The organism is Xinfangfangia pollutisoli, assembly GCF_020179405.1.
In the GTDB taxonomy this organism is placed as follows: Bacteria; Pseudomonadota; Alphaproteobacteria; order Rhodobacterales; family Rhodobacteraceae; genus Pseudogemmobacter; species Pseudogemmobacter pollutisoli.
Map to the genome: position 1 here is coordinate 49,868 of NZ_JAICBZ010000002.1, position 23,717 is coordinate 73,584.

A 23,717-nucleotide genomic window follows, 5' to 3' on the forward strand; every position below is an offset into this window, starting at 1 on the left:
GTGCAGGATGCCCCCCGGGCCGCGGCCGTCGCGAAACAGCGCATGCGGAGGGCGAAATGCATCCTGCCTTGCAGGCGATCCTGGTGATCCTTGGCGGCGTCGGCGGCTGCGTCGGATATTTCTACGCCTCGAATCTGATCCTGGACAAAGTCCTGTTTCCGGCGCGCGGGCCACAGGCCGGGCGCAACATCAACCGCGCCAATCTGGTGCGGCCCTGGCTGTTCCTGGCCCCGGCCCTGGCGGCGCTGACCCTGTATCTGGCCTATCCGGTCTTCGCGACCTTCTGGCGGTCGCTGCTGAACCAGGCCGGCCAATTCGTGGGCTTGGCGAATTACGCCAAGATGGCGCATGAGCCGAAATTCACCGAAGCCCTGGGCAACAACCTTCTGTGGCTGATCGTGGTGCCGGCCGCGGCCACCGGCTTTGGCCTTCTCGCGGCCCAGCTGACCGATCGCATCCGCTGGGGCAATCTGGCCAAGTCGCTGATCTTCATGCCGATGGCGATTTCCTTCGTCGGCGCCAGCGTGATCTTCAAGCTGATCTATGACACGCGCGAGGCGAACCTGCCGCAGATCGGCATCCTGAACGCGCTTTGGCTGAAGGCGGAAGGCGGGATCGGCTCGGTCCTGATCTTGCAGCTGCTGCCCTTCGCGCTGGTGGTCTCGCTGATCGCGGGTTTCGCCTATCTGGGATGGCTGGTGCTGCGTCCGCTGTGGCGCCGGCGGGACGAGACGGCGTGGATCCGGGTCGGTCGGGTGATCGGCGCGGCGGTGGCGGTGTTTCTGGTCATCGAACTGGCCAGCTGGGCCTATGGGATCGCCACGGCCGATCTTCCCTATGGCCAGCCGCAGGCCTGGCTGCAGATCCCCTATTGGAACAACTTCTTCCTGATGGCGGTGCTGATCTGGATCCAGACCGGCTTTGCCATGGTGATCCTGTCGGCCGCGCTGCGCGGCGTGCCCGAGGATACGATCGAGGCGGCGGTGCTGGACGGGGCGAACCCGTTCCAGATCTTCTTCCGCATCAAGGTACCGCAGATCGTGGGCACGATCGTCGTGGTCTGGACCACGATCACCATCACCGTGCTGAAGGTCTTCGACATCGTCTATGCGATGACCAATGGCCAGTGGGAGACGCAGGTTCTGGCCAATTACATGTATGACAAGCTGTTCCGCGCCTTCGACTGGGGCATGGGCGCCGCCGCCGCCATGGTGATCATGGCCTTGGTGACGCCGATCCTGGTGTGGAACGTCTGGAACGCGCGCCGCGAGATGCGCTGAGGGGGCACGGGGCAGATGGACAATATCGTCGGCAAGAAACCCGCGCTGCTTTGGGCCGTGCATCTGTCGGTTCTGGCCTTGGTGCTGCTTTGGGTTCTGCCGGTCGTGGGGCTTTTGGTGTCAAGCTTCCGCACCGGAGATCAGATCGTGTCCTCGGGCTGGTGGCAGGCGCTGTCGGCGCAAGAGGCGCAGCAGCCCGCGATCCGCATTGCGGGAACCGAAGTCGCGCAGGACGGGGTCTTTGCGATCTCGGGCAATCTTTACGGTGGAAAGGGCGGGGCGATCAGCGCCTGGGGCACCTCCTCGCGCGAGCCCGAGGCCCATGCGCCCGGCGACACGGCCGAGTTGGCGGACGGGCTGCGCCTGACCGTGCAGGAGAACGGCGATTTCAGCCTGACCTCACCCGCCAGCCTGGCGGATCAGCGCCTGCCGCGGGTCTTCACCACCGCCTCGACCCCGCCGGAATTCACCCTGCAGAACTACCGCAACGTGCTGTTCTCGCCCCTGGCCGGCCAGTCGATCGGCCAGGCCTTCCTGAACACGCTGACCGTGGCGATCCCGGCAACGGTGATCCCGATCCTGGTGGCCGCCTTCGCGGCCTATGCGCTGGCCTGGATGGAGTTTCCGGGCCGCGCGCTCTTGGTTGCCTTCATCGTCGGGCTGCTGGTCGTACCGCTGCAGCTGGCGCTGATCCCCTTGCTGCAGTTCCACAACTGGATCGGCATCGGCAAAGGCTATCTGTCGATCTGGATGGCCCATACCGGCTTCGGCCTGCCTTTGGCGATCTATCTGCTGCGCAATTACATGGTCGGCCTGCCCAAGGACATCATCGAGAATGCCAGGGTGGATGGCGCGACCGAATTCCAGATCTTCATCCGCATCATCCTGCCCCTGTCCTTCCCGGCGCTGGCCTCATTCGCCATCTTCCAGTTCCTGTGGACCTGGAACGACCTTTTGGTCGCGATGGTCTTTCTGGGCACCGACAATGACAAGCTGGTGCTGACCGGGAACCTGGTCAACCTCATGGGGTCGCGGGGAGGCGACTGGGAGATCCTTTCGGCCTCGGCCTTCGTGTCCATCGCGGTTCCGCTGCTCGTGTTCTTCTCGATGCAGCGGTTCCTGGTGCGCGGGCTTCTGGCCGGTTCCGTCAAGTGAGAAAGACATGACACTGCAAAAAGACCCCGACTGGTGGCGCGGCGCCGTCATCTACCAGATCTATCCCCGCAGCTTTCAGGATTCGAATGGCGACGGGATCGGCGACCTGCCGGGCATCACCGCGCGGCTGGATCATGTCGCGGCCCTGGGGGCCGATGCGATCTGGATTTCGCCCTTCTTCAAAAGCCCGATGAAGGATTTCGGCTACGATGTCAGCGATTACTGCGACGTCGATCCGATGTTCGGCACGCTTTCGGATTTCGACGCGCTGGTGACGCGGGCGCATGATCTGGGCGTGCGGGTGATGATCGACCTGGTGATCTCGCACACCTCAGACCGGCATCCCTGGTTCGCCGAAAGCCGCCGCGACCGCACCAATCCGAAATCCGACTGGTATGTCTGGGCCGACCCGAAGCTGGACGGCACCCCGCCCACGAACTGGCTGTCGATCTTCGGCGGTTCGGCCTGGGCCTGGGATGCGCGGCGCGAGCAGTATTACCTGCACAATTTCCTGACCTCGCAGCCCGACCTGAACTTCCACAACCCCGAGGTGCAGGCCGCGGTGCTGGATGCGACCGAATTCTGGCTGAAGCGCGGGGTCGACGGGTTCCGGCTGGACACGATCAACTTCTACTTCCACGACAAGTATCTGCGCGACAATCCCGGCCTGCCGGTCGAGGACCGCAACGACCGCACTGCGCCGAAGGTGAACCCCTACAATCACCAGATGCATCTCTTCGACAAATCTCGGCCGGAGAATTTGAATTTTCTGCGAAAATTCAGGGCGCGGCTGGCGCCTTACGGCGCGGCCGCGGTGGGCGAGGTCGGCGATGCCGAGCGGGGCCTGCAGATCATGGCCGAATATACCAGTGGTGGCGACAAGGTGCAGATGTGCTATCCGTTCGAGCTGTTGCAGCCGGCCCGGGTCACTGCGGCCGATCTGGTTTCGGTCTTCGACCAGCTGGCCGCCGAGGCGCCCGATGCCTGGCCCTGCTGGTCGGCCTCGAACCATGACGTGGTGCGCCACATCACCCGCTGGGGGCTGAGCGACCAGGGCGCGCGCTGCTATGCGGTGCTGCTGGCGACCTTGCGCGGCTCTTTGTGCCTGTATCAGGGCGAGGAACTGGGCCTGCCCGAGGCCGAGATCGCCTTCGAAGACCTGCAGGACCCTTACGGGATCGAATTCTGGCCCGAATTCAAGGGCCGCGACGGTTGCCGCACGCCGATGGTCTGGCAGCAGGACAACCGGCAGGGTGGGTTCACCACGGCCGAAAGGTCCTGGCTGCCGGTCAGCCCGGCGCATCTGCCGCGGGCGGTGGCGGCGCAGGGGGGCGCGGGGTCGATGCTGGCGCATTACCGCCGTCTTCTGGCCTTCCGCCGCGCCCATCAGGCGCTGCGCACCGGCGGCATGACGGGCATCGCCGCGCAGGGCGATGTGGTGCAGTTTCAGCGCCTGGGCGACGAGACGCTGTTTTGCGCCTTCAACCTGGGCGAAGCCGCGGCGCGGGTGACCCTGCCCGAGGGCCGCTGGCAGGCCCTTGCGCAAGACCTGGGCGGGGTCGATGCTGCGACGGGAACGGTCGATCTGCCGGGCTGGGGCTTTGTCCTGGCGCGGCAGGTCTGAGAAGGGGGAGGGGACGATGGCGGATCTGGTGCTGAAAGGGGTCGAGAAGGCCTATGGCGAGGTCAAGGTTCTGTCGGGCATCGACCTTGAGATCCAGAAGGGCGAGCTGATCGTTTTCGTCGGCCCCTCGGGGTGCGGGAAATCCACGCTTCTGCGGATGATCGCCGGGCTGGAACAGATCACCGGCGGCGATTTCCACATCGACGGCCAGCGGATGAACGACGTGCCGCCGGCCCAGCGCGGCATCGCCATGGTGTTCCAAAGCTATGCGCTTTACCCGCATATGACCGTGCGCGACAACATGGCCTTCGCGCTGAAACTGGCCGGCAAAAGCCAGGCCGAGATCGCGGCGGCGGTCGACAAGGCAGCGAAGATGCTGCAGCTGACGCCCTATCTCGACCGGCTGCCGAAGGCGCTGTCGGGCGGGCAGCGCCAGCGCGTTGCCATCGGCCGGGCCATCGTGCGGGCGCCGAAGGTCTATCTCTTCGACGAGCCGCTGTCGAATCTGGATGCCGCCTTGCGGGTGGCGACGCGGATCGAGATCGCGCAGCTGAAGGAACAGATGCCCGACTCGACGATGATCTATGTGACCCATGATCAGGTCGAGGCGATGACGCTGGCCTCGCGCATCGTTGTCCTGGCCGGCGGCGGCATCGCCCAGGTCGGCACGCCGCTGGATCTGTACGAGCGGCCCGAGAATGAATTCGTGGCGCAGTTCATCGGCAGCCCGGCGATGAACCTGACCCCGGGCGAGGTGGTGGAAACCGGGGCCGAGACGGTGGTCAAGCTGGCGAATGGCGGCATGGCGCGGTCGCATGTGCCGACGCAACCCGGCGATCTGGGGCGGACGGTGAATGTGGGGGTTCGGCCCGAAGACCTGCACGAAACCGAAGGTACTCCGATCTTCCACGGCCCGGTCGAGATCACCGAAGCCCTGGGCGAAGTCACGCTTCTGTATCTGAAGCCCGACGGCACCGCCCATCCGGTGATCGCCAAACTGCCCGGCATCCGGCCCGAATTGCGCCGGCAAGAGGTGCGGCTGGGCGCCGATCCGGCAAAGGTGCATCTCTTCGCCGAAGGCCGGTCGCTTCTGTATCGCTAGGGCCGGGGGCGGACCCCCCGGCGCCACAGCACTGCTGCGGGCCTAGCCGCCCGCCTTGCGGGCATGGAAGACGAAGCCCAGGAAGTTCAGCAGCACCTGCGCGGCCAGGATCGCGGTTGATCCCGAATGGTCGTAATCCGGCGCCACCTCGACCAGATCCATCCCCACCACTTCATGCCGCTTCGCCACTTGCTGCAGGATCTCAAGCACTTCGTAATACAGGAACCCGCCATGCGAGGGCGTGCCGGTTCCGGGCGCGATCGAGGGGCAGAAGCCGTCAATGTCGATCGTCACGTAAAGCCGCGCTCCGGCGGGGATGCGCGCCATCACGCCCTCGACCCCCAGCTTGCGCACCTGGCGCACCGACAGGAAATCGTCGCCCATGGCGCGGGCGGCCTCGTACCCGTCCTTGGCGGTTGAACTGACATTGCGGATCCCCAGCGCGGTGATCCCGGTCACATGCGCGCTTTCCGCCGCCCGCCGCATCGGATTGCCATGGCCATGTTTCACGCCATGGCGGATATCGACGAAATCCAGATGGGCGTCGATCTGCAGGATATGGATCGGGCCCTGATCGGCAAAGGCGCGGATGCAGGGGATGTTCACCGAATGGTCGCCCCCCAGCACCACCGGCAGCGCGCCCGCCTTCAGGATCGCCCGCACACCCGCCTCGATATTGGCATGGCTTTTCTCGGTGTCGGTATGGACGATGTCGGCGTCGCCAATGTCGACGATCGTCACCTCGGGGCCCAGATAGGTGGCGTCGTCCTCGTGGTCATAGGCGCCGGCATGGCCGAAGGAGAACAGGGTCGAGGCCTCGCGGATCGAGCGCGGCCCGAAACGTGCCCCGGCGCGGAACTGGGTGCCGAAATCGAAGGGCGCCCCCAGAATCGCCGCATCGGCCGAGATCGCGCCCCAATCCGGCTGGTAGGGCCGCTTGCCGAAGGTGGAAATCCCGACGAAGGGCAGGTTCAGCCGCCCGGTCTCATAGCCATGTCCGCTCATGCATGCTCTCCTTTGCCGAGGCAGAATGGGTGGGCTGTGGGGGCTTGTCCAGCGCGGCGGCGCGGGGCAGGCTTCTGGCGAAACGGGGGGGCGGATGATGGTTGCGATCAGCGACGAGACGGTGCGGGATTATGCGGCAGATGGCGCGGTGGTGATCCGCGGGCTGTTTGCCGATTGGGTCGACGAGCTGCGGGCGGGGATCGAGAAGAACATCGCCGCGCCCACCCAGCAGATGGCGACGCTGAAGCCGGGCGAGGCCGGGCGCTTCTTCGACGATTACTGCAACTGGACCCGCATCCCCGAATTCGAACGCGCGATCTTCGGCTCGGGCGCGGCCGCGGCGGCGGCGCGGCTGATGGGATCGCAGCGGGTGCAGCTGTTCCACGACCATGTGCTGGTGAAAGAGCCGGGCACCGCCAAGCCCACGCCCTGGCATACGGACGGGCCCTATTACTTTGTCGAGGGGCGCCAGACCGTCAGCTTCTGGGTGCCGCTGGACCCGGTGCGCGAGGCGTCCTTGCGCTGCGTTGCCGGCAGCCATCTGTGGGAAAAGGACGTGCTGCCGACCCGCTGGGTGTCGCAAAGCGATTTCTACCCGGGCGATCACGATTACATGCCCGTGCCCGATCCCGAGGCCGAAGGCATGCGCATTCTGGAATGGGAGATGGCGCCGGGCGATGCGGTGGCCTTCCATTACCGCACCCTGCATGGCGCGCGCGGCAATACCACCACGGCGCGGCGCCGGGCGTTTTCGCTGCGACTGGTGGGCGATGATGCGCGCTATGTCGACCGGCCGGGGCCGACCTCGCCGCCGTTCCCGGGTCATGGCATGCAGCCGGGCCAACCCTTGCGCGAAGACTGGTTCCCGGTTCTGCCGCTCTGATCCGGCGTCGGCAGTGGCGGGGCTGCGGCAATGGCGGCCCTTGCCTTGGCCGCCACAATCGGATGCCCTGCAACAAAGGAGAGCCCGCATGGCCATCGAGCCCGCACGATTCCGCCCCAAAGCCTATCCGCCGCCCGAGTTTCCGCCGCGGCGCCTGCCGGTTTTCGCCAAGGTGCCGCCGGCGATCTTTCCGGTGCTGCTGGGGATTCTGGGCCTGGCCATGGCGCTGCGGCTGGGGCTGGACCGGCTGGGCCTGCCGGCGGGGGTCGGCGATCTGGTCGCGGGGCTGGCGCTGGGGTTCTGGGTCTTTGGCGCGGTGGCCTATGGCACCAAGCTGGCCCGCCGGCCGGGCGTGCTGCTGGAGGATCTGAAGGTCATGCCGGCGCGGTCGGGGCTGGCGGCCGGCACGGCCGGACTTCTGGCGGCGGCGGGCCTGCTGGCGCCCTTCGCGCCGGGATTTGCGGTGGCGGTGCTGTCGGTGGGACTGGGCCTGCATCTGGCGCTGGCCCTGTGCGTGCTGTGGGTTCTGGCGCGGATGCCGGCCGAGACGCGGGTGGTGAACCCGGGCTGGCACCTGATCTTTACCGGCTTCATCATCGGCGCGCCCTCGGCGGCGCTGCTGGGGCAGATGGAGCTGGCCCGCGGGCTGATCTGGCTGACCCTGCCGATCGCCGCGGCGATCTGGGGCGTGTCGCTGGCCCAGCTGATCCGCGGCTTTCCCCCGGCGCCGCTGCGGCCGATGCTGGCGATCCATCTGGCACCGGCCAGCCTGTTTGCCACCTCGGCCGCGCTGACCGGGATGGAGGGCATGGCCCTGGGCTTCGCGATTGCCGCGCTGGGTCTGGCGGCGCTGATGGCGCTGCTGTCGGGCTGGCTGACCGCGGCGGGCTTCTCGCCGCTTTGGGGGGCTTTCACCTTTCCGATGGCGGCCGTTGCGACGGCGATGCTGCGCCAGGGCGGCCCCTTGTCCAGCCTGGGCGTGGGTCTTCTGGCCGTGGCGCTGGTGGTGGTGCCCTGGATCGCCTGGAAAGTGCTGAAGCTTTGGCCGGGCGGGCAATTGGCCAGCAAGACCAACACCGCCACGGCCTGAGGGCGCGGGACCCTAGCCGATCAGCCCGACCCAGGCGCGCGCCAGCGCCAGCCCATGCGCATCGGCCTGCAGGCCCGGGCCCGCGGCAAGCGCCGGATGGGCGGCATGCCAGCCGGGCGACAGCCGCTCGACCAGATCGGGGAATTCCCGGCTCCAATCGGCGACGACGGCGCGCGAGGCTTCGAAATGGAACTGCGTCGCATAGCCCGCGCGGCCGAAGCGGAAGGACTGGTTTTCCGCCTGCGCCGATCCGGCCAGCCTTGTGGCGCCCGGCGGCAGGGTGAACGTGTCGGAATGCCATTGGAAGATCGGAAAGCTGCGGGGCAGGGCGCCCAGCAGCGGATCGGGCACGTCGCTGCGCGTGACCTCGCACCAGCCGAATTCCGGCGCCGTGCCCAGGACGTTCCGCGCGCCCAGGCCCCGGGCAAAAAGCTGTGCGCCCAGGCAGACCCCCAGCACCGCCTTGCCCGCGCCCGCCGCATCGGCCATCAGCCGGGCCAGCTGCGGCAGATAGGGATGGGTGTCGTCGGCTAGCGCCGATTGCTCGCCCCCGAAGACCACCAGCGCATCGCTTGCCAGCGTCGCCGGCAGCGGCTCGCCCGCCCAGGGGCGCAGAATCTCGATCCGCGCGGCCGCCTCGTGCAGGGCCACGCCGACCTGGCCGTGATGGGTGATCCTGGTGTTCTCGACGATGGTGACGCGCATGTCCTGCCCCTGCTGCCCTGCGGCACAATCTGCACGCGGGGGGCCGGCTTTCAACCCCGGGGCGCCGCTTTTCCCTTGCGCCCGGCCGGCCAAGGTGAAACAGGGAACCGCCAAACGATGATCCCCGAGGAGTGACCCATGGAGATTCGCGAGGCTCTTACCTTCGACGATGTACTTCTGGTGCCGGCAGCGTCCAGCGTTCTGCCGTCCGATGCCGACACGGCGACTTTTGTCACCAAATCCATCCGCATGAACATTCCGCTGCTGTCCAGCGCCATGGACACGGTGACCGAGGCGCGCATGGCGATTGCCATGGCGCAGGCCGGCGGCATTGGCGTGATCCACCGCAACCTGGATCTGGAACAGCAGGCCACCGAAGTGCGGCGGGTGAAGCGCTTTGAATCCGGCGTGGTCTACAAGCCGATCACCCTGACCCCCGATCAGACGCTGGCCGATGCCAAGCTGCTGATGGACCGCTACAACATCACCGGATTTCCGGTGGTGGACGGCGATGGCCGGGTGGTGGGCATCGTGACCAACCGCGACATGCGCTTTGCCAGCGACGATCGCACCCCGGTTTCGGTGATGATGACCTCGGAAAACCTCGCGATCCTGAAAGAGCCGATCGACCGGGCCCAGGCGATCAGCCTGATGAAGGCGCGGCGGATCGAGAAGCTTCTGGTCACCGATGGGACCGGCGTGCTGACGGGCCTGCTGACCCTGAAGGACACGGAAATGTCGGTCCTGAACCCGCATGCCTGCAAGGACGAACTGGGCCGGCTGCGCGTGGCCGCCGCTTCGACCGTGGGCGATGCGGGCTTTGAACGCAGCCAGGCGCTGATCGAGGCCGGCGTCGACATGGTGGTGATCGACACCGCGCATGGCCATTCCGAAGGCGTGGCCCGCGCGGTCGAGCGGATCAAGGCGCTGTCGAACACGGTGCAGGTCGTGGCCGGCAATGTGGCCACCGCCGAGGCCACCCGCGCGCTGATCGGTGCCGGTGCGGATGCGGTGAAGGTGGGGATCGGCCCCGGCTCGATCTGCACCACGCGGATCGTCGCGGGCGTGGGCGTGCCCCAGCTGACCGCGATCATGGATTCGGCCCGCGCCGCGGGGGATATTCCGGTCATCGCCGATGGCGGGATCAAGTATTCCGGCGATTTCGCCAAGGCCATCGCCGCGGGCGCCAGCTGTGCCATGGTCGGCTCGGCCATCGCCGGCACCGATGAATCGCCGGGCGAAGTGATCCTGTGGCAGGGCCGCAGCTTCAAGGCCTATCGCGGCATGGGCAGCATCGGCGCTATGGCCCGCGGCTCGGCCGACCGCTATTTCCAGAAGGATGCGGCCTCGGACAAGCTGGTCCCGGAAGGGATCGAGGGCCAGGTGCCCTACAAGGGCTCGGCCCAGGCGGTGGTGCATCAGATGGTGGGCGGTCTGCGGGCGGCCATGGGCTATACCGGCTGCGCCACGATCGAGGAGATGCGCAAGAACTGCCAGTTCGTCCGCATCACCGGGGCGGGGCTGAAGGAAAGCCATGTCCATGACGTGCAGATCACCCGCGAAAGCCCGAATTACCGGGTGATGTGAGATGGTTCCGGCGGCGCGGGCGGCCGCGGCCATCGCGGTTCTGGACTGCAGCCTGGCCGGAGAGCCGGCCGAGAAGGCGCTGACCCAATGGGCCAGGGGCGCGCGCTATGCCGGCTCGGGTGACCGGGCGGCGGTGCGCGATCTGGTCTTCGACGCCCTGCGCTGCCGGCGCAGCTTTGCCGCTTTGGGCGGGGCGATGACCGGGCGCGGGCTGATCCTGGGTGCGGCACGCGCGGCCGGGATCGACCCGGCGCTGTGGTTCGACGGCTCGGCCCACGGGCCGGCGCCGGTTGGGGACGAGCCGGGCCGGGCCCCCGAAGGGGCCGAGGCCTTTGACATTCCCGACTGGCTGGAGCCGCCCCTCAGGGCGGCGCTTGGCGAAGATTTCGCCGCGGTGGCCCAGACGATGCGCCACCGCGCCCCGGTGACCCTGCGCGTCAACCTGGCGCGGATCGCGCGCGCGGCGGCGATGGAACGGCTGGCCGATGAGGGTATCATCGCCGCGCCGCATCCACTGGCCGAGGCCGCCCTGACCGTGACCGAGGGCGCGCGCAGGATCGAACGCTCGGCCGCCTATGCCGAGGGGCTGGTCGAATTGCAGGACGCCTCGTCCCAGGCGGTGGTCGAGGCGCTGCCGCTGGCGCCGGGCCTGAAGGTGCTGGATCTTTGCGCGGGCGGCGGCGGCAAGACGCTGGCCATGGGCGCCCGCGCACCGCTGCGGCTGGTGGCGCATGACATCGCGCCGCGGCGGATGGCCGATCTTCCGGCCCGGGCCGCGCGGGCTGGACTGAAGGTCGCCCTGACGGAAAACCCTGAAAGAACTGGCCCTTACGATCTGATCCTTGCGGATGTGCCCTGTTCCGGTTCCGGCAGCTGGCGCCGCGACCCCGAGGGGAAATGGCGCCTGACGCCCGACCGGCTGGCAGAGCTGACCGGGATCCAGGCCGGCATCCTTGACCGGGCCGCGGCCATGGTCGCGGCTGGCGGAACGCTGGCCTATGCGACCTGTTCCTTCCTGCGCGAGGAAAACGAGCAGGCGGTCGAGGCCTTTCTGGCCCGCCATTCCGGCTGGTCCTGCCGGCTGACGCGCCGCTTCTCGCCCCTGCAGGGCGGCGACGGGTTCTTTGTCGCCCTTCTGACCGCCGCCTGACCCCCGCTTCGCCGCCCTACAAGCCGCTTGCCGGGGAAATTCGGACGCGGTTAAGTCGGGGTTAACGAATTGCGCGGTCTATGGAGACGGGGGTCGAATCCCCCGGACGGAGGATTGGGTGATCGGGGCCGATCAGGAAATCAGGGCGGTGATGTCGACGGCGCGCAACCTGTCGCGCCGGGCCTCCTGGCTTGTGGCCGGCGCCGCGGTGCTTTTCGGCCTGGCCTATGCGACCGGCGACCCGACCCTGCGCTATGTGCTGACGGGCGGTGGCCTGGCCCTGGCGCTGGTCGCGCTGGCGCTGCGGCTGGTGGCGCTGTCCGACCGCCGCCGCGAAGCGCGGCTGGGCGCGCAGCTGCAATCGCTGGTGGGCGACGATGCCTCGCCCTGTTTCACCACGGATGAACTGGGCCAGATCCTTTATCGCAACGCCGCCGCCCAGGCCCGTTTCGGCGAAACCGCCTCGGCCACGCTGGTGGGGGCGCTGCATGAACAATTCGCCTCGCCCTCGGCCGTCCTGTTCCGCCTGCAATCGCGCGCCGCCAATCTGGGCGCCGCGCGCGAGGATGTGGTCACCCGACGCGGGCATCTGCGGCTTTCGGTGCATCGGGTCGCGCCCCAGCGCTTTCTTTGGCGCCTGGAAGAATTTCAGGACCGCAGCCCCACCGGCCGCGGGGCCGAGGGGCTGAGCCTGCCGATGGTCGTGGCCAACAAATCCGGCGTCGTCCTGTTCTCGAACGAGGCGATGCGGCGCTTGCTGGGCGAAAGACCCAAGCGGCTGGACCGTATCTTCCTGCAGCAGCGGCTGGTTTCGGGCGAAGAGGTGCAGGTCCAGTCGGCCGAGGGGCCGATCCGCGCCATTCTGGCCGAGGTCGACGGTGTGGGCGACCGGCGCGAGATCTTTCTTCTGCCCGCCTCGGCGCAGCAGGAGGCGGATGAAGCGCCGACCGATTACGAAAACCTGCCCGTCGCGCTGATGAAATTCGGCGCAGACGGGCTGTTGCGCGGCGCCAACCGGGCCGCGCGCGATCTTCTGGGCGAAGGCTCGCTGGCCGGGGTGTCCATTCACGACCTGTTCGAGGATCTGGGCCGCCCGGTCGGCGACTGGCTGGCCGATGTGATCGAGGAACGCCTGCCGGCGGGGGCCGAGGTTCTGCATGTCCGGCGCGGCGGAGAGGAGAATTTCGTCCAGGTCCAGCTGCGCCGCATCGTCGAGCGGGGGCGCGTGGGCGCGCTGGCGATCCTGTCGGACGGATCGGCGCTGAAAAAGCTGGAGGCGCAGTTCAACCAAAGCCAGAAGATGCAGGCGATCGGCCAGCTTGCGGGCGGAATCGCGCATGATTTCAACAATCTGCTGACCGCGATCTCGGGGCATTGTGATCTGCTACTGCTGCGGCACGGGCGCGAAGACAGCGAATATTCCGACCTGGAGCAGATCCGCCAGAACGCCAACCGCGCCGCGGCACTGGTCAGCCAGTTGCTGGCTTTCTCGCGCAAGCAGACGCTGAAGCCGGTGCGGCTGGATCTGCAGGATGTGCTGTCGGATCTGACCCATCTGCTGAACCGTCTGGTGGGCGAGAAGATCGCGCTGAAACTGACGCATGATCCTCTGCTGGGCCCGATCCGCGCCGACCGGCGCCGGCTGGAACAGGTGCTGATGAATCTGGTCGTCAATGCGCGCGACGCCATGCCCGAGGGCGGGGCGATCCAGATCCAGACCGAGGCGGTGGCGATGGATGCGCCGCAGCCGCGCGGCCGGGTGCTGATTCCCGCCGGCGAATATGCGCTGGTCCGGGTCAGCGACACCGGCTGCGGCATTCCCTCCGACCGGCTGGACAAGATTTTCGAGCCGTTCTTCACCACCAAGCGCGTGGGCGAGGGGACGGGGCTGGGCCTGTCCACTGTCTATGGCATTGTCAAACAGTCGGGCGGCTATGTCTTTGTCGAAAGCGAAGTCGGCAGGGGCACGACGTTCGAGCTGTATTTCCCGGTGCATGAGCCGTCCGAAGCGGAAACGCCGGTGCAGGGGGAAGAGGCGCGGAAGCTGGTCGCCCGCAAGGGTGAGGGCGTGGTTCTGCTGGTCGAGGACGAGGCGCCGGTGCGCGCCTTTGCCAGCCGGGCGCTGAGGATGCGGGGCTATACGGTGCTTGAGGCCGAGAATGCCGAGGCTGCGCTGAAGACGCTGGAAGATCCGAAGCTGGAAGTCGACATTTTCGTCACCGATGTGGTGATGCCGGGGATGGATGGCCCGTCCTGGGTCCGGCTGGCGCTGGAAAACCGGCCGAATGTGAAGGTGGTTTTCGTGTCGGGCTATGCCGAAGAAGCCTTTGCCGAAGATCAGGCGCGGATCCCGAATTCGGTATTTCTGGCCAAGCCCTTCTCGCTGAGCGATCTGACAACGACGGTTCAGGGCCAGTTGCATTGACGCGGCCGTGTTGACGGGCCGGGCCCTTCGGGGCGCCTGCGGATCGGGCCTTGCCGGGGCGTGACCCGGGTTGCGATGCCCTTGGACCTTTCGCGCCGGCAGGGCAGGCCACACGCGCCTTGCGGCCAGCGGTCTGGGCGCGGGTGGGGCAAGATCGGCGCGCGGCTTCGGTACGGGCGCGGCCCCATGGGGCGCACGCAGCAAGGGTGCCGTCAGTCCAGCGCGGCCAGCAGCAGCGCCAGCGCGTGGTCGCGGGCTGCGCGCCGCACCGCATCGCGCCCCAGGGCGCCGAATTCGACCGTTTCGGTCAAGACCGACACCCCGTCGCGCGCCAGGCCGAAGCAGACCCGACCCTCGGGCTTGTGTTCGCTGCCGCCGGGCCCGGCGATGCCGGTGATCGACACGGCCAGCTCCACCCCCGCCGCGGCGCGGGCGCCTTCGGCCATTTCCGCGGCCACCTGTTCCGAGACGGCGCCATAGGCCGTCAGGGTTTCGGCGCGCACGCCCAGCATCTGGATCTTCGCCGCGTTGGAATAGGTGACGAAGCCGCGATCGAAGATCTCGGAGGCCCCGGGCGGATCGGTCAGAGCCGCAGCCACCAGCCCGGCCGTGCAGCTTTCCGCCGTGGCCAGATGCAGGCCCCAGAACCGGGCCCGCGCCAGGATCTGTTCGGCCAGGATCTGTTCTGCCTTGGTCAGAGCCATGGCTCGATCGCCCCGTGATACAGCCCCGCCAGCGCGGCCGAGCCGAGGCCGGCAAACAGCCCCGCCCACAGGTCATCCAGCATCACCCCGGCCGCATCGTGGCGGCGGTCGGCGCGCCCGACCAGCCAGGGCTTCCAGATGTCGAACAGCCGGAACAGCAGAAACGGCACGACCCAGCCCGGCCAGGCCGCCAGCGCCAGATCCGCCACGTCATGGCGCCAAAGCGGGATCACGGTGAAGCACAGCGCCAGCAACTGGCCCGCCACCTCGTCGATCACCACTTCGGACGGGTCGGTGTCGCCGCGCCCGGCCAGATAGCGCGGCACCGCCCAGAACCCCGCCAGCACCGCCAGCACGAACAAAACCGGCACGGCCAGCGCCAGCCCCGCCTGGTACAGCCCCACCGCAACCGCAACCGTCGCGGCCGAGGCCCAGGTGCCCGAAGCCGGGCGCAGATGCCCGATCCCCAGCACGGTGGCGACGGCGCGGCTCATGGCTGCACCAGCGTCGCAGTGGCCAGCGCCGCGATGCCTTCCTCGCGCCCGGTAAAGCCCAGCCGCTCGGATGTGGTGGCCTTCACGCTGATCCGGTCGGGATCCAGCCCCATGATCGCGGCCAGCGCGGACTGCATTGCGGCCGCATGCGGGCCGATCTTCGGCCGCTCGCAGACCAGCGTCACGTCGCAATTCGAGATGCGATAGCCCTTTGCGCCGGCCAGTGCGACGGCATGGCGCAGGAAGATCTCGGAGGCCGCGCCCTTCCATTGCGGATCCGAGGGCGGGAAATGCCGGCCGATATCGCCCATGGCCAGCGCGCCATAGATCGCATCGGTCAGCGCATGCATGCCGACATCCGCATCCGAATGGCCCAGAAGCGCCCGCGTATGGGCGATCTTGACACCGCAAAGCCAGACATGATCGCCCTCGGTGAAGGCATGCACGTCATAACCATTGCCAAGCCTGATATCCACGTCGCGGCCTTTCAGGATCGCTTCGGCCCGGGCGAAATCGCCGGGCCAGGTGAGTTTCAGATTGTCTTCCTCGCCCTCGACGATCTGGACGTCAAGCCCCGCGGCGCGGGCGATCTCGACATCATCGGCCGCGGCGCCGCCATGGGCGCGATGGGCGGCCAGGATCTGGGCGAGATGGAAGGCCTGCGGGGTCTGGGCGCGGAACAGCCCGTCGCGCGGCTGGGTGCCGGTCACCCGGCCCGCCGCGCCGCGCCAAAGCGCATCGGTCACCGCCAGCGCCGGCGCCGCGGCCGGCCCCCGGTCCAGCGCCGCGCTGAGCCGGGCGATCAGCGCCCGGGACACCAGCGGACGCGCGCCGTCATGGATCAGCACCCGCGTCACACCGCTCTCCGCCAGCTGCTCCAGCGCCGCGCGGACCGAGTCGCTGCGCGTGGCGCCGCCCGGAACCAGCGGCAGGCCGGGAAACAGCGCCTCGGCCCGGGCGCGGTCATCGGGATGGATGACCAGCGTCACCGGCCAGCCGGCAAAGGCCGCAAGCGTATGGGCCAGCACGGGCTTTCCGCGCAGGATCTGCCATTGTTTCGGGATGTCGCCGCCCGCGCGGCTGCCGCGACCGGCGGCAACGATGATGACATGGGTCTGCATGGCTCTTCCTAGGTCAGCGCGCCGCGGCTGACAATCTGTCCAGAAACCCGGCGATGCTGCATAATATTTGTGCGATGCCTGATAATCGGTCACAAATCCGCTGCGACATTGTGGTATGCCGCCCTTGTCAGCGCTAACCCAGAGGCGAGCGCACAGCAAAAAGGCAATCGGGAACGCAAGTGGCCTTCTGTCTGCACCCTTACACGATCGACCCTCCGGTCCTGCTGGCGCCCTTGGCCGGCATCACGGATCTGCCGTTCCGCCGCATGGTCGGGCGTTTCGGCGCAGGCCTGGTGGTCAGCGAGATGGTGGCCTCGGAAGAGGTGCTGCGCGACCGGCCCGAGGCGCGGGCGCGGGCCGAGCTGGGCTTTGGCGAGGGCGCGACCGCGGTCCAGCTGGCGGGTCGCGATCCGGCGCTGATGGCCGAGGCCGCGCGCTGGTGCGCGGGGCAGGGCGCGCAGATCATCGACATCAACATGGGCTGCCCGTCGAAACGGGTGACCACGGGCCTGTGCGGCTCGGCGCTGCTGCGCGATCTGGATCTGGCCCTGGCGCTGATCGAGGCGGTGGTGGGCGCGGTCGAGGTGCCGGTGACGTTGAAAACCCGGCTTGGCTGGGATGACAGCTGCCTGAACGCGGCCGACCTGGCGCGGCGGGCGGAAGGCGCGGGGGTGAAGATGGTGGTGATCCATGGCCGGACGCGCTGCCAGTTCTACAAGGGCCGGGCCGATTGGGCGGCGATCCGGGCGGTGAAAGAGGCGTTGTCGATCCCGGTGGTCGCGAATGGCGACATCGTCGATGCGCAGACCGCGCAGGCGGCCCTGGCGGCCAGCGGGGCCGATGGGGTGATGGTCGGGCGCGGTGCGCAGGGCGCGCCCTGGCGGCTGGCGCAGATCGCGGCGGCTTTGCACGGCCGGCCCGCGCCGGCGATTCCGCAGGGCCTGGCGCTGGCCGAGATGATCATCGGCCATTACGAGGACATGCTGGGGTTTTACGGCCGCGAGCTGGGCCTGCGCTGCGCGCGCAAGCATCTGGGCTGGTATCTTGAGGAAGCCGGGCTGGATCAGGCGCGCGACGCGATCCTGACCTCGACCGATCCGGCGCAGGTGATCCGACTTCTGCGCGAGGCCTTTGCCGAAACCGAGGTGGCCGCATGAGCCCGACCTATCGCTCGCCCTATCCGGTGCCGGGGGTGATCTGGGCCTCGCTGCCCTTGCCCTCGCTGCTGATCGACGAGGCCGGCCGCATCGTCGAGGCCAATCCCGCGGCGGAAGCCTTCATGAACGCCTCGGCGCGTGCCTTGCAGGGCCAGCCCGCCTTTGACCGCCTGTCGATCGACGCGCCGATGGAAGAGGCGTTCAGCCGGGCGCGGGCCAACCAATCGGCGCTGAACATCAACGATGTCGATGTGACGACCGGCGAACGCGCCCCGGTGCAATGCACGATCCATATCGCGCCGATGCATGACAATCCGGGCATCATCCTGCTGATCCTGTCGCCACGTGAAATCGCCGATCGGCTGGGCCGGTCCCTGGGGGCGAAATCGGCGGCGAAATCGGCGATCGGCATGGCCGAGATGCTGGCGCATGAAATCAAGAACCCGCTGGCCGGGATTTCGGGCGCCGCACAGCTTCTGTCGATGAGCCTGAGCCCCGAAGACCGCGAGATGACCGATCTGATCGTGGAAGAGACGCGGCGGATCGTGAAGCTGCTGGAGCAGGTCGAGCAGTTCGGCAATGTCCGCCCGCCGGATTGCCGGGCGGTGAACATCCATGACGCGCTGGACCGTGCCCGCAAATCCGCCATGGTGGGCTTTGCCGCGCATATGGCGATCGTCGAGGATTTCGACCCCTCGCTGCCGCCGACCTGGGCCGATCCGGACCAGCTGATGCAGGTCTTCCTGAACCTGATCAAGAATGCCTCGGAAGCGGCAGGCCCGCAGGGCGGCACGATCCGGCTGCGCACCTTCTACGATCTGTCGCTGCGGGTGCGCCGCAAGGATGCACCGCCCGCGGCGCTGCCCCTGAACATCGAGATCATCGATGACGGGCCCGGCATCTCGCCCGATATCGCCGCCGAGATCTTCGAACCCTTCGTCTCGGGGCGCGAGAACGGCACCGGGCTGGGGCTCGCGCTGGTCTCGAAGATCATCTCCGATCACGGAGGCTGGATTTCAGTGGAATCGGTGCCGGGGCGCACCGCGTTCCGTATTTCCCTGCCCATGGCGCCCAAGGATAAACGGAAGGACTATTGACCGATGGACGGAACCGTTCTTGTCGCGGATGACGACCGCACGATCCGCACGGTGCTGACCCAGGCGCTGACCCGGGCGGGCTGCAAGGTGCATGCGACCAGTTCGCTGATGACGCTGATGCGCTGGGTGGAAGAGGGCAAGGGCGATCTGGTGATCTCGGACGTGATCATGCCCGACGGAAACGGGCTGGATTCGCTGCCGCGGATTTCCAAGATGCGGCCCGGCCTGCCGGTGATCGTGATCTCGGCGCAGAACACGATCATGACCGCGATCCAGGCCGCCGAGGCCGAAGCCTTTGATTATCTGCCGAAACCCTTCGACCTGCCCGACCTGATGAAGCGCAGCGCGCGGGCGCTGGAACAGAAGCGCCGGGCGCCGAAACCGGCCGCGCCGGTCAAGGGCGATGTGGGCGAGGATCTGCCGCTGGTCGGCCGCACGCCGGCGATGCAGGCGCTGTACCGGCTGGTGGCGCGGGTGATGAACACCGATATTCCGGTGCTGATCACCGGGGAATCGGGCACCGGCAAAAGCCTGATCGCGCGGGCGATCCATGACTTCTCGGATCGGCGGACGCTGCCCTTCATCGTGGCCCAGGCGGCCGATCTGCAGGGCGTCGAGGGCCCGGCCAGCCTGATCGCGCGGGCGCGCGGCGGCTCGGTCGTCTTTGACGAGGTCGCCGATTACGACGACGACACCCAGGCCCGGGTGGTGCGGCTTCTGGACATGCTGGGCGACAAGGCGCCGCGGGTCATGGCGACAAGCCAGGTCGATCTGGCCGGGCGGATGGATGCGGGCGTCTTTCGCCAGGATCTGTATTACCGGCTGGGCGGCGTGACGCTGCATGTGCCCAGCTTGCGCGAACGGGTTGAGGATATTCCGCTGCTGGCGGAACATTTCCTGCAGAAGGGCGAGCGCGATTTCGGCACCGTCCGGCGGCTGTCTGCCGAGGCGCGGGAAATGGTGCGCACCTATTCCTGGCCGGGCAATGTGCGGCAGCTGGAAAACACCATCCGGCGGCTGCTGGTCACCTCGGCCGAGGCCGAGATCTCGAAGCCGGAAATCGAGGGCGTGCTGGGCGGCCAGCCCGCGGCCGAGCCCTTGAAGGGCGGGATCGAGGGCGAGAAGCTGTCGGCCAGCGTGGCGCGGCATCTGAAGCGCTATTTCGATCTGCATGGCGGGCAATTGCCGCCTCCGGGCGTGTATCAGCGCATCCTGAAGGAAGTTGAACTGCCGCTGATCGAGATTGCGCTGGATGCGACCGGCGGCAATCAGGCAAAATGTGCCGATCTGCTGGGGATCAACCGCAATACTTTGCGCAAGAAGATCACCGATCTCGATATCCGCGTGACACGGCGGCGCAAGCTGATGTAAAACCGCAACATCAAGCGTGGCAGCGCGGGGACATGCCCCGAAGGCCACAAGATGTTGCGGATTTATGACGGTATTGGATCGCAATCTAAGGCGGGACGTCTGGGTCAGGCTGTCGCGTCTGCGCCGGCAGCGGCGGGTGCAGACGGCCATGACGCTGGGTCTGGTCTTTCTGGGGCCTGTCCTTGTGGTTGCGACCTTCCTGGCGCTGGGGCCCTTTGCCCAGGGCGCGAATTCGCCGCAGCTGCGCCTGACGCTTCTGGCGGATCTGGTCTATGTGCTGCTGATCGCGGCGCTGGTCATGGCGCGCGTGGCGCGGATGATCGCCGACCGGCGCAGCCAATCGGCCGGATCGCGGCTGCACCTGCGCCTGTCCGGCGTTTTCGCCGGGGTGGCGCTGGTGCCCACGGTTCTGGTGGCGGTTTTCGCGGTTCTGTCGGTCAATCTGGGGCTTGAGGGCTGGTTCTCCGACCGGGTCCGCTCGGTCGTCGGATCGTCGCTGTCGGCGGCGCGCGCCTATGAGGACGAGCAGCGCCATGATCTGACCGAAGACACGATCGCGCTGGCGGCCTATCTGAACCTGGCCAAGCAGAAGACCTTCTTCCTGCGCGACGATCAACTGCGCCCCTTGCTGAGCCAGGGGCAAGAGCTGATTCAGCGCGGGCTGAAAGAGGCCTATCTGCTGGACGGTTCGGGCACGCTGAAGACCCGAGGCGACCGGTCCTATCTGTTCGGGTTCGAGCCGGTGACGGCGGCGCAGCTGGCCCAGGCGCGGGACAGCGCCCAGCCGCTGCTGATCGAGGATTGGGACAATAACGAGTTTCGGGCGCTGGTCTATCTTGAGGCCTTCCCCGATCGCTACCTTTACGTCAGCCGCAAGGTCGATGGCTCGATCCTGTCGCTGCTGGATGAAACCCAGGAAACGGTGCAGCTGTACAATCAGCTGGAATCCGAACGCGGCCGGCTGCTGCTGAATTTCGGCCTGATCTACATCGCCTTCGCGATCATCCTGATTCTGGCGGCGATCTGGCTGGGCCTGTGGTTCGCCGAACGGCTGTCGCGGCCGGTCGGGCGGCTGGCGGGGGCGGCGCAGCGGGTGGGCGGCGGCGATCTGGACGTGCAGGTGCATGAGGAAGAGGGCGATGACGAGATCGCCATGCTGGGGCGGCTGTTCAACCAGATGACCCGGCAGCTGAAGGGACAGCGCGAGGCGCTGATGGACAGCCATCGCCAGACCGAGCGGCGGCGGCGGCTGTTCGATTCCGTGCTGTCGAACGTGACCGCCGGGGTGATCGGCCTGGATGCGGCGGGCAATGTCGATTTCGCCAACCGCGCCGCGATGCGGCTGCTGGATGTGACGGGGGATCCGCATGGCCAGTCTCTGGATGCGGTTGTACCGGAATTTTCGAACCTGTTCCAACGATTGCGCGACGATGCTGATGTTGCGGCGCAAGAAGAGATCCGGCTGACGCGGCGCGGGCGGCTGGAAAACCTGTTGGTGCGCCTGTCGGAACGGCGCTCCGAGGAAGACCGGCTGGAAGGCTATGTCGTGGCTTTCGACGACGTGACCGATCTGGTCGCGGCGCAGCGGATGGCAGCCTGGGGCGATGTGGCGCGGCGGATCGCGCATGAAATCAAGAACCCGCTGACCCCGATCGCGCTGTCGGCCGAACGGCTGAAGCGAAAATTCCGCGGCGAAGTGCGGGAACCGGCCGAACTTGACGCGCTGACCGATGTCATTGTGCGTCAGACCAATGATTTGCGGCGCATCGTTGACGAGTTTTCGAAATTCGCGCGCATGCCCGAACCCGACCGGCGCGAGGCCGATCTGGTGGCGATCCTGCGCGATGCGGTGACGCTGCAGAAGGCGGGCCAGCCCGGCGTGCGCTTCGAAACCGAGATTCCCGAAGGCCCGATGGTGATGGATCTGGATGCGACCATGATCAGCCAGGCGCTGACAAACCTGATAAAGAACGCCGGTGAAGCGATTGAATCCTTGCAGGAAAAAGGCGCACCTGATGGTCATGTGCCCGAAATCCGCATCCGGCTTGAGATGCAGGATGGTGAAAGTCTGATCAGCATTGCCGACAATGGGTGCGGCCTGCCGGCCGACCGGTCGCGGCTGTTCGAACCCTATGTGACGACGCGCGCCAAGGGCACGGGCCTGGGCCTGCCGATCGTCAAGAAGATCATCGAGGAACACGGGGGGACGCTGGCGCTGGTCGATGCGCCGGTCTTTCCCGGCAATGCCCATGCCGGCGCCATGGCCGAGATCCGCCTGCCGCGGCTCGCCAAACGCCGGATGGGGCGCAATATCGGGCCGCAGAGCCAGGGGGGTGAGGCATGACCATTCTGATCGTCGATGACGAGAAGGACATCCGCGAGCTGATCGGGGACATTCTGAGGGATGAAGGCTATGTCGTTCGACTGGCTGGGAATTCCGACGATTGCATGGCAGAGGTCAACGCCGATCCGCCAGCGCTGATGATCCTGGACATCTGGCTTAAGGACAGCCGGATGGACGGGATCGACATCCTCAAGTCCACCAAGCGCGACAACCCGGATATCCCGATCATCATCATCTCGGGGCATGGCAATATCGAGATCGCGGTGGCCGCGATCAAGCAGGGCGCCTATGACTTCATCGAAAAACCCTTCAATATCGACCAGTTGACGGTCGTTGTTGCGCGGGCGATGGAAACCAGCCGCTTGCGGCGCGAAAACCATGAACTGCGCCGCCGCGACGTCAGCCAATCTGACATGATCGGTTCAAGTCCGGCCTTCAAAGCCTTGAAAGCGCAGCTTGAAAAGGTCACCAAGTCCAACGGCCGGGTGATGCTGACCGGCCAGCCCGGATCGGGCAAGGAAATGGCGGCGCGCTTCATTCACGCGAATTCCAGCCGCGGCGCCGCCCCGTTCATCAGCGTGTCTTCGGCCTCGATCGAGCCCGAACGCATGGAAGAAGTGCTGTTCGGCCGCGAGACGACCGAGCGCGGCGTCGAGCCGGGGCTGCTGGAGCAGGCGCATGGCGGCGTGGTCTATTTCGACGAAGTGGCCGATATGCCCTTGGGAACGCAGTCGAAAATCCTGCGCGTCCTGACCGAGCAGCAGTTCACCCGCGCCGGCGGCACCGACAAGGTGCGGGTCGATCTGCGGGTGATCTCGTCGACCTCGCGCGATCTGACGGCCGAGATCCGGGCCGGGCGGTTCCGGCAGGAACTGTTCGACCGGTTGAATGTGGTGCCGATCGCGGTGCCGGCCCTGGCCGACCGGCGCGACGACATTCCCGAACTGGCGCGGCATTTCGTCGACTGGTTCCATCGCAGCCAGGGCCTGCCGGCGCGCAGCTTCAGCGCCGAGGCCGAGGCGATGCTGCAGACCATGGCCTGGCCTGGGAATGTGCGCCAGCTGAGGAACGTGATCGAACGTGTTCTGATCCTTGGCGAATCCAGCGGGTTGATCGAGGCGCGCGAACTGCCGGGCACCGAGGCGCAGGCCGCGGCGGGCGACGGGATGGTGCTGGGCGGCATGGTCGCGACCCTGCCGCTGCGCGAGGCGCGCGAGCTGTTCGAGCGGGAATATCTGCTGACGCAGATCAACCGCTTCGGCGGCAATATCAGCCGCACCGCGAATTTCGTCGGCATGGAACGCTCGGCCCTGCATCGCAAGCTGAAATCGCTGGGGGTGGTGACCACCTCGAAGGCCGGTGGCCGCTCGGCGCATTTCGAGGATGATGGCGAGGACGAGGGCGATCTCTGATCGCACCGGGG

Annotated in this window: 19 protein-coding genes; 14 read left to right on the forward strand and 5 right to left on the reverse strand. The window is 67.3% G+C overall.

Annotation, left to right across the window (positions count from 1 at the left end):
• Positions 1 to 56 precede the first annotated feature (56 nt).
• From K1Y73_RS01250 to K1Y73_RS01265, 4 genes are read left to right on the forward strand one after another with little or no spacing between them, the layout of a single operon-like run.
• Positions 57 to 1,280, forward strand: coding sequence for a carbohydrate ABC transporter permease (locus K1Y73_RS01250; RefSeq protein WP_225026096.1), 1,224 nt, complete (start codon positions 57 to 59; stop codon positions 1,278 to 1,280).
• Positions 1,281 to 1,295: 15 nt separating this feature from the next.
• Positions 1,296 to 2,435 carry a carbohydrate ABC transporter permease gene (locus K1Y73_RS01255; protein ID WP_225026097.1) on the forward strand — a complete coding sequence of 380 codons (1,140 nt, stop codon included), beginning with the start codon at positions 1,296 to 1,298 and terminating at the stop codon, positions 2,433 to 2,435.
• 7 nt (positions 2,436 to 2,442) lie between these two features.
• Positions 2,443 to 4,059 (forward strand): alpha-amylase family glycosyl hydrolase, encoded by a 1,617-nt coding sequence (locus K1Y73_RS01260; protein WP_225026098.1) that lies wholly within the window; start codon positions 2,443 to 2,445, stop codon positions 4,057 to 4,059.
• A gap of 16 nt (positions 4,060 to 4,075) precedes the next feature.
• Entirely contained in the window at positions 4,076 to 5,161 is a 1,086-nt protein-coding gene (locus tag K1Y73_RS01265) for an ABC transporter ATP-binding protein (protein ID WP_225026099.1), read from the forward strand.
• Positions 5,162 to 5,203: 42 nt separating this feature from the next.
• On the opposite strand, the gene speB is transcribed toward K1Y73_RS01265, so the two are convergent.
• Positions 5,204 to 6,166: an agmatinase gene (gene speB, locus K1Y73_RS01270; RefSeq protein WP_225026100.1), complete on the reverse strand. Its 963-nt coding sequence runs from the start codon at positions 6,164 to 6,166 to the stop codon at positions 5,204 to 5,206.
• Positions 6,167 to 6,260: 94 nt separating this feature from the next.
• Here speB and K1Y73_RS01275 point away from each other — a divergent pair, with 94 nt between their 5' ends.
• Together K1Y73_RS01275 and K1Y73_RS01280 are read left to right on the forward strand one after the other, a co-directional pair.
• Complete coding sequence (locus tag K1Y73_RS01275) at positions 6,261 to 7,049, forward strand: phytanoyl-CoA dioxygenase family protein (protein ID WP_404819046.1); 789 nt, start codon at positions 6,261 to 6,263, stop codon at positions 7,047 to 7,049.
• Between the two features lie 88 nt (positions 7,050 to 7,137).
• A complete protein-coding gene (locus tag K1Y73_RS01280; protein WP_225026101.1) occupies positions 7,138 to 8,139 on the forward strand; it encodes a TDT family transporter in 1,002 nt (333 codons plus the stop codon).
• A gap of 12 nt (positions 8,140 to 8,151) precedes the next feature.
• Here K1Y73_RS01280 and K1Y73_RS01285 read toward each other — a convergent pair whose 3' ends face one another.
• Complete coding sequence (locus K1Y73_RS01285) at positions 8,152 to 8,844, reverse strand: type 1 glutamine amidotransferase (protein ID WP_225026102.1); 693 nt, start codon at positions 8,842 to 8,844, stop codon at positions 8,152 to 8,154.
• A gap of 138 nt (positions 8,845 to 8,982) precedes the next feature.
• Here K1Y73_RS01285 and guaB point away from each other — a divergent pair, with 138 nt between their 5' ends.
• From guaB to K1Y73_RS01300, 3 genes are all read left to right on the forward strand, one after another.
• Positions 8,983 to 10,431 carry an IMP dehydrogenase gene (gene guaB / locus K1Y73_RS01290; protein ID WP_225026103.1) on the forward strand — a complete coding sequence of 483 codons (1,449 nt, stop codon included), beginning with the start codon at positions 8,983 to 8,985 and terminating at the stop codon, positions 10,429 to 10,431.
• 1 nt (position 10,432) lies between these two features.
• The gene (locus tag K1Y73_RS01295; protein ID WP_225026104.1) at positions 10,433 to 11,581 is read left to right on the forward strand and encodes an RsmB/NOP family class I SAM-dependent RNA methyltransferase; all 1,149 of its coding nucleotides are present in this window, start codon (positions 10,433 to 10,435) and stop codon (positions 11,579 to 11,581) included.
• A 151-nt stretch (positions 11,582 to 11,732) separates the two neighbouring features.
• Positions 11,733 to 14,006 carry a hybrid sensor histidine kinase/response regulator gene (locus tag K1Y73_RS01300; RefSeq protein WP_225026207.1) on the forward strand — a complete coding sequence of 758 codons (2,274 nt, stop codon included), beginning with the start codon at positions 11,733 to 11,735 and terminating at the stop codon, positions 14,004 to 14,006.
• A gap of 212 nt (positions 14,007 to 14,218) precedes the next feature.
• Here K1Y73_RS01300 and K1Y73_RS01305 read toward each other — a convergent pair whose 3' ends face one another.
• The 3 genes from K1Y73_RS01305 to K1Y73_RS01315 are packed head-to-tail and all read right to left on the reverse strand — an operon-like array spanning position 14,219 to position 16,325.
• Positions 14,219 to 14,710, reverse strand: a complete 492-nt coding sequence (locus K1Y73_RS01305) for a CinA family protein (RefSeq protein ID WP_225026105.1) — start codon at positions 14,708 to 14,710, stop codon at positions 14,219 to 14,221.
• Positions 14,701 to 15,204 carry a phosphatidylglycerophosphatase A family protein gene (locus K1Y73_RS01310; RefSeq protein ID WP_225026106.1) on the reverse strand — a complete coding sequence of 168 codons (504 nt, stop codon included), beginning with the start codon at positions 15,202 to 15,204 and terminating at the stop codon, positions 14,701 to 14,703. The genes K1Y73_RS01305 and K1Y73_RS01310 overlap by 10 nt, the downstream gene beginning before the upstream one ends.
• Complete coding sequence (locus tag K1Y73_RS01315) at positions 15,201 to 16,325, reverse strand: bifunctional 2-C-methyl-D-erythritol 4-phosphate cytidylyltransferase/2-C-methyl-D-erythritol 2,4-cyclodiphosphate synthase (protein ID WP_225026107.1); 1,125 nt, start codon at positions 16,323 to 16,325, stop codon at positions 15,201 to 15,203. The genes K1Y73_RS01310 and K1Y73_RS01315 overlap by 4 nt, the downstream gene beginning before the upstream one ends.
• Positions 16,326 to 16,504: 179 nt before the next feature.
• Between K1Y73_RS01315 and dusB the strand changes: the two genes are divergently transcribed.
• The 5 genes from dusB to ntrX all read left to right on the forward strand — a co-directional run bounded on the left by dusB (position 16,505) and on the right by ntrX (position 23,706).
• Positions 16,505 to 17,482 (forward strand): tRNA dihydrouridine synthase DusB, encoded by a 978-nt coding sequence (gene dusB / locus K1Y73_RS01320; RefSeq protein WP_225026108.1) that lies wholly within the window; start codon positions 16,505 to 16,507, stop codon positions 17,480 to 17,482.
• The gene (locus K1Y73_RS01325; protein WP_225026109.1) at positions 17,479 to 18,579 is read left to right on the forward strand and encodes a two-component system sensor histidine kinase NtrB; all 1,101 of its coding nucleotides are present in this window, start codon (positions 17,479 to 17,481) and stop codon (positions 18,577 to 18,579) included. Before dusB ends, K1Y73_RS01325 begins: the two co-directional genes overlap by 4 nt.
• A 3-nt stretch (positions 18,580 to 18,582) precedes the next feature.
• On the forward strand, positions 18,583 to 19,950 hold the full coding sequence (locus K1Y73_RS01330; protein ID WP_225026110.1) for a response regulator: 1,368 nt from the start codon (positions 18,583 to 18,585) through the stop codon (positions 19,948 to 19,950).
• A 64-nt stretch (positions 19,951 to 20,014) separates the two neighbouring features.
• A complete protein-coding gene (locus K1Y73_RS01335; RefSeq protein ID WP_225026111.1) occupies positions 20,015 to 22,294 on the forward strand; it encodes a sensor histidine kinase NtrY-like in 2,280 nt (759 codons plus the stop codon).
• Complete coding sequence (gene ntrX / locus K1Y73_RS01340) at positions 22,291 to 23,706, forward strand: nitrogen assimilation response regulator NtrX (RefSeq protein ID WP_225026112.1); 1,416 nt, start codon at positions 22,291 to 22,293, stop codon at positions 23,704 to 23,706. The genes K1Y73_RS01335 and ntrX overlap by 4 nt, the downstream gene beginning before the upstream one ends.
• Positions 23,707 to 23,717: the final 11 nt, after the last annotated feature.

Bases quoted from the DNA above. Each gene is read 5' to 3' on its own strand.
- K1Y73_RS01250 (WP_225026096.1), top strand. From the start codon at position 57: ATGCATCCTGCCTTGCAGGCGATCCTGGTGATCCTTGGCGGCGTCGGC.
- K1Y73_RS01255 (WP_225026097.1), top strand. From the start codon at position 1,296: ATGGACAATATCGTCGGCAAGAAACCCGCGCTGCTTTGGGCCGTGCAT.
- K1Y73_RS01260 (WP_225026098.1), top strand. From the start codon at position 2,443: ATGACACTGCAAAAAGACCCCGACTGGTGGCGCGGCGCCGTCATCTAC.
- K1Y73_RS01265 (WP_225026099.1), top strand. From the start codon at position 4,076: ATGGCGGATCTGGTGCTGAAAGGGGTCGAGAAGGCCTATGGCGAGGTC.
- speB (WP_225026100.1), bottom strand. From the start codon at position 6,166: ATGAGCGGACATGGCTATGAGACCGGGCGGCTGAACCTGCCCTTCGTC.
- K1Y73_RS01275 (WP_404819046.1), top strand. From the start codon at position 6,261: ATGATGGTTGCGATCAGCGACGAGACGGTGCGGGATTATGCGGCAGAT.
- K1Y73_RS01280 (WP_225026101.1), top strand. From the start codon at position 7,138: ATGGCCATCGAGCCCGCACGATTCCGCCCCAAAGCCTATCCGCCGCCC.
- K1Y73_RS01285 (WP_225026102.1), bottom strand. From the start codon at position 8,844: ATGCGCGTCACCATCGTCGAGAACACCAGGATCACCCATCACGGCCAG.
- guaB (WP_225026103.1), top strand. From the start codon at position 8,983: ATGGAGATTCGCGAGGCTCTTACCTTCGACGATGTACTTCTGGTGCCG.
- K1Y73_RS01295 (WP_225026104.1), top strand. From the start codon at position 10,433: ATGGTTCCGGCGGCGCGGGCGGCCGCGGCCATCGCGGTTCTGGACTGC.
- K1Y73_RS01300 (WP_225026207.1), top strand. From the start codon at position 11,733: ATGTCGACGGCGCGCAACCTGTCGCGCCGGGCCTCCTGGCTTGTGGCC.
- K1Y73_RS01305 (WP_225026105.1), bottom strand. From the start codon at position 14,710: ATGGCTCTGACCAAGGCAGAACAGATCCTGGCCGAACAGATCCTGGCG.
- K1Y73_RS01310 (WP_225026106.1), bottom strand. From the start codon at position 15,204: ATGAGCCGCGCCGTCGCCACCGTGCTGGGGATCGGGCATCTGCGCCCG.
- K1Y73_RS01315 (WP_225026107.1), bottom strand. From the start codon at position 16,325: ATGCAGACCCATGTCATCATCGTTGCCGCCGGTCGCGGCAGCCGCGCG.
- K1Y73_RS01325 (WP_225026109.1), top strand. From the start codon at position 17,479: ATGAGCCCGACCTATCGCTCGCCCTATCCGGTGCCGGGGGTGATCTGG.
- K1Y73_RS01330 (WP_225026110.1), top strand. From the start codon at position 18,583: ATGGACGGAACCGTTCTTGTCGCGGATGACGACCGCACGATCCGCACG.
- K1Y73_RS01335 (WP_225026111.1), top strand. From the start codon at position 20,015: ATGACGGTATTGGATCGCAATCTAAGGCGGGACGTCTGGGTCAGGCTG.
- ntrX (WP_225026112.1), top strand. From the start codon at position 22,291: ATGACCATTCTGATCGTCGATGACGAGAAGGACATCCGCGAGCTGATC.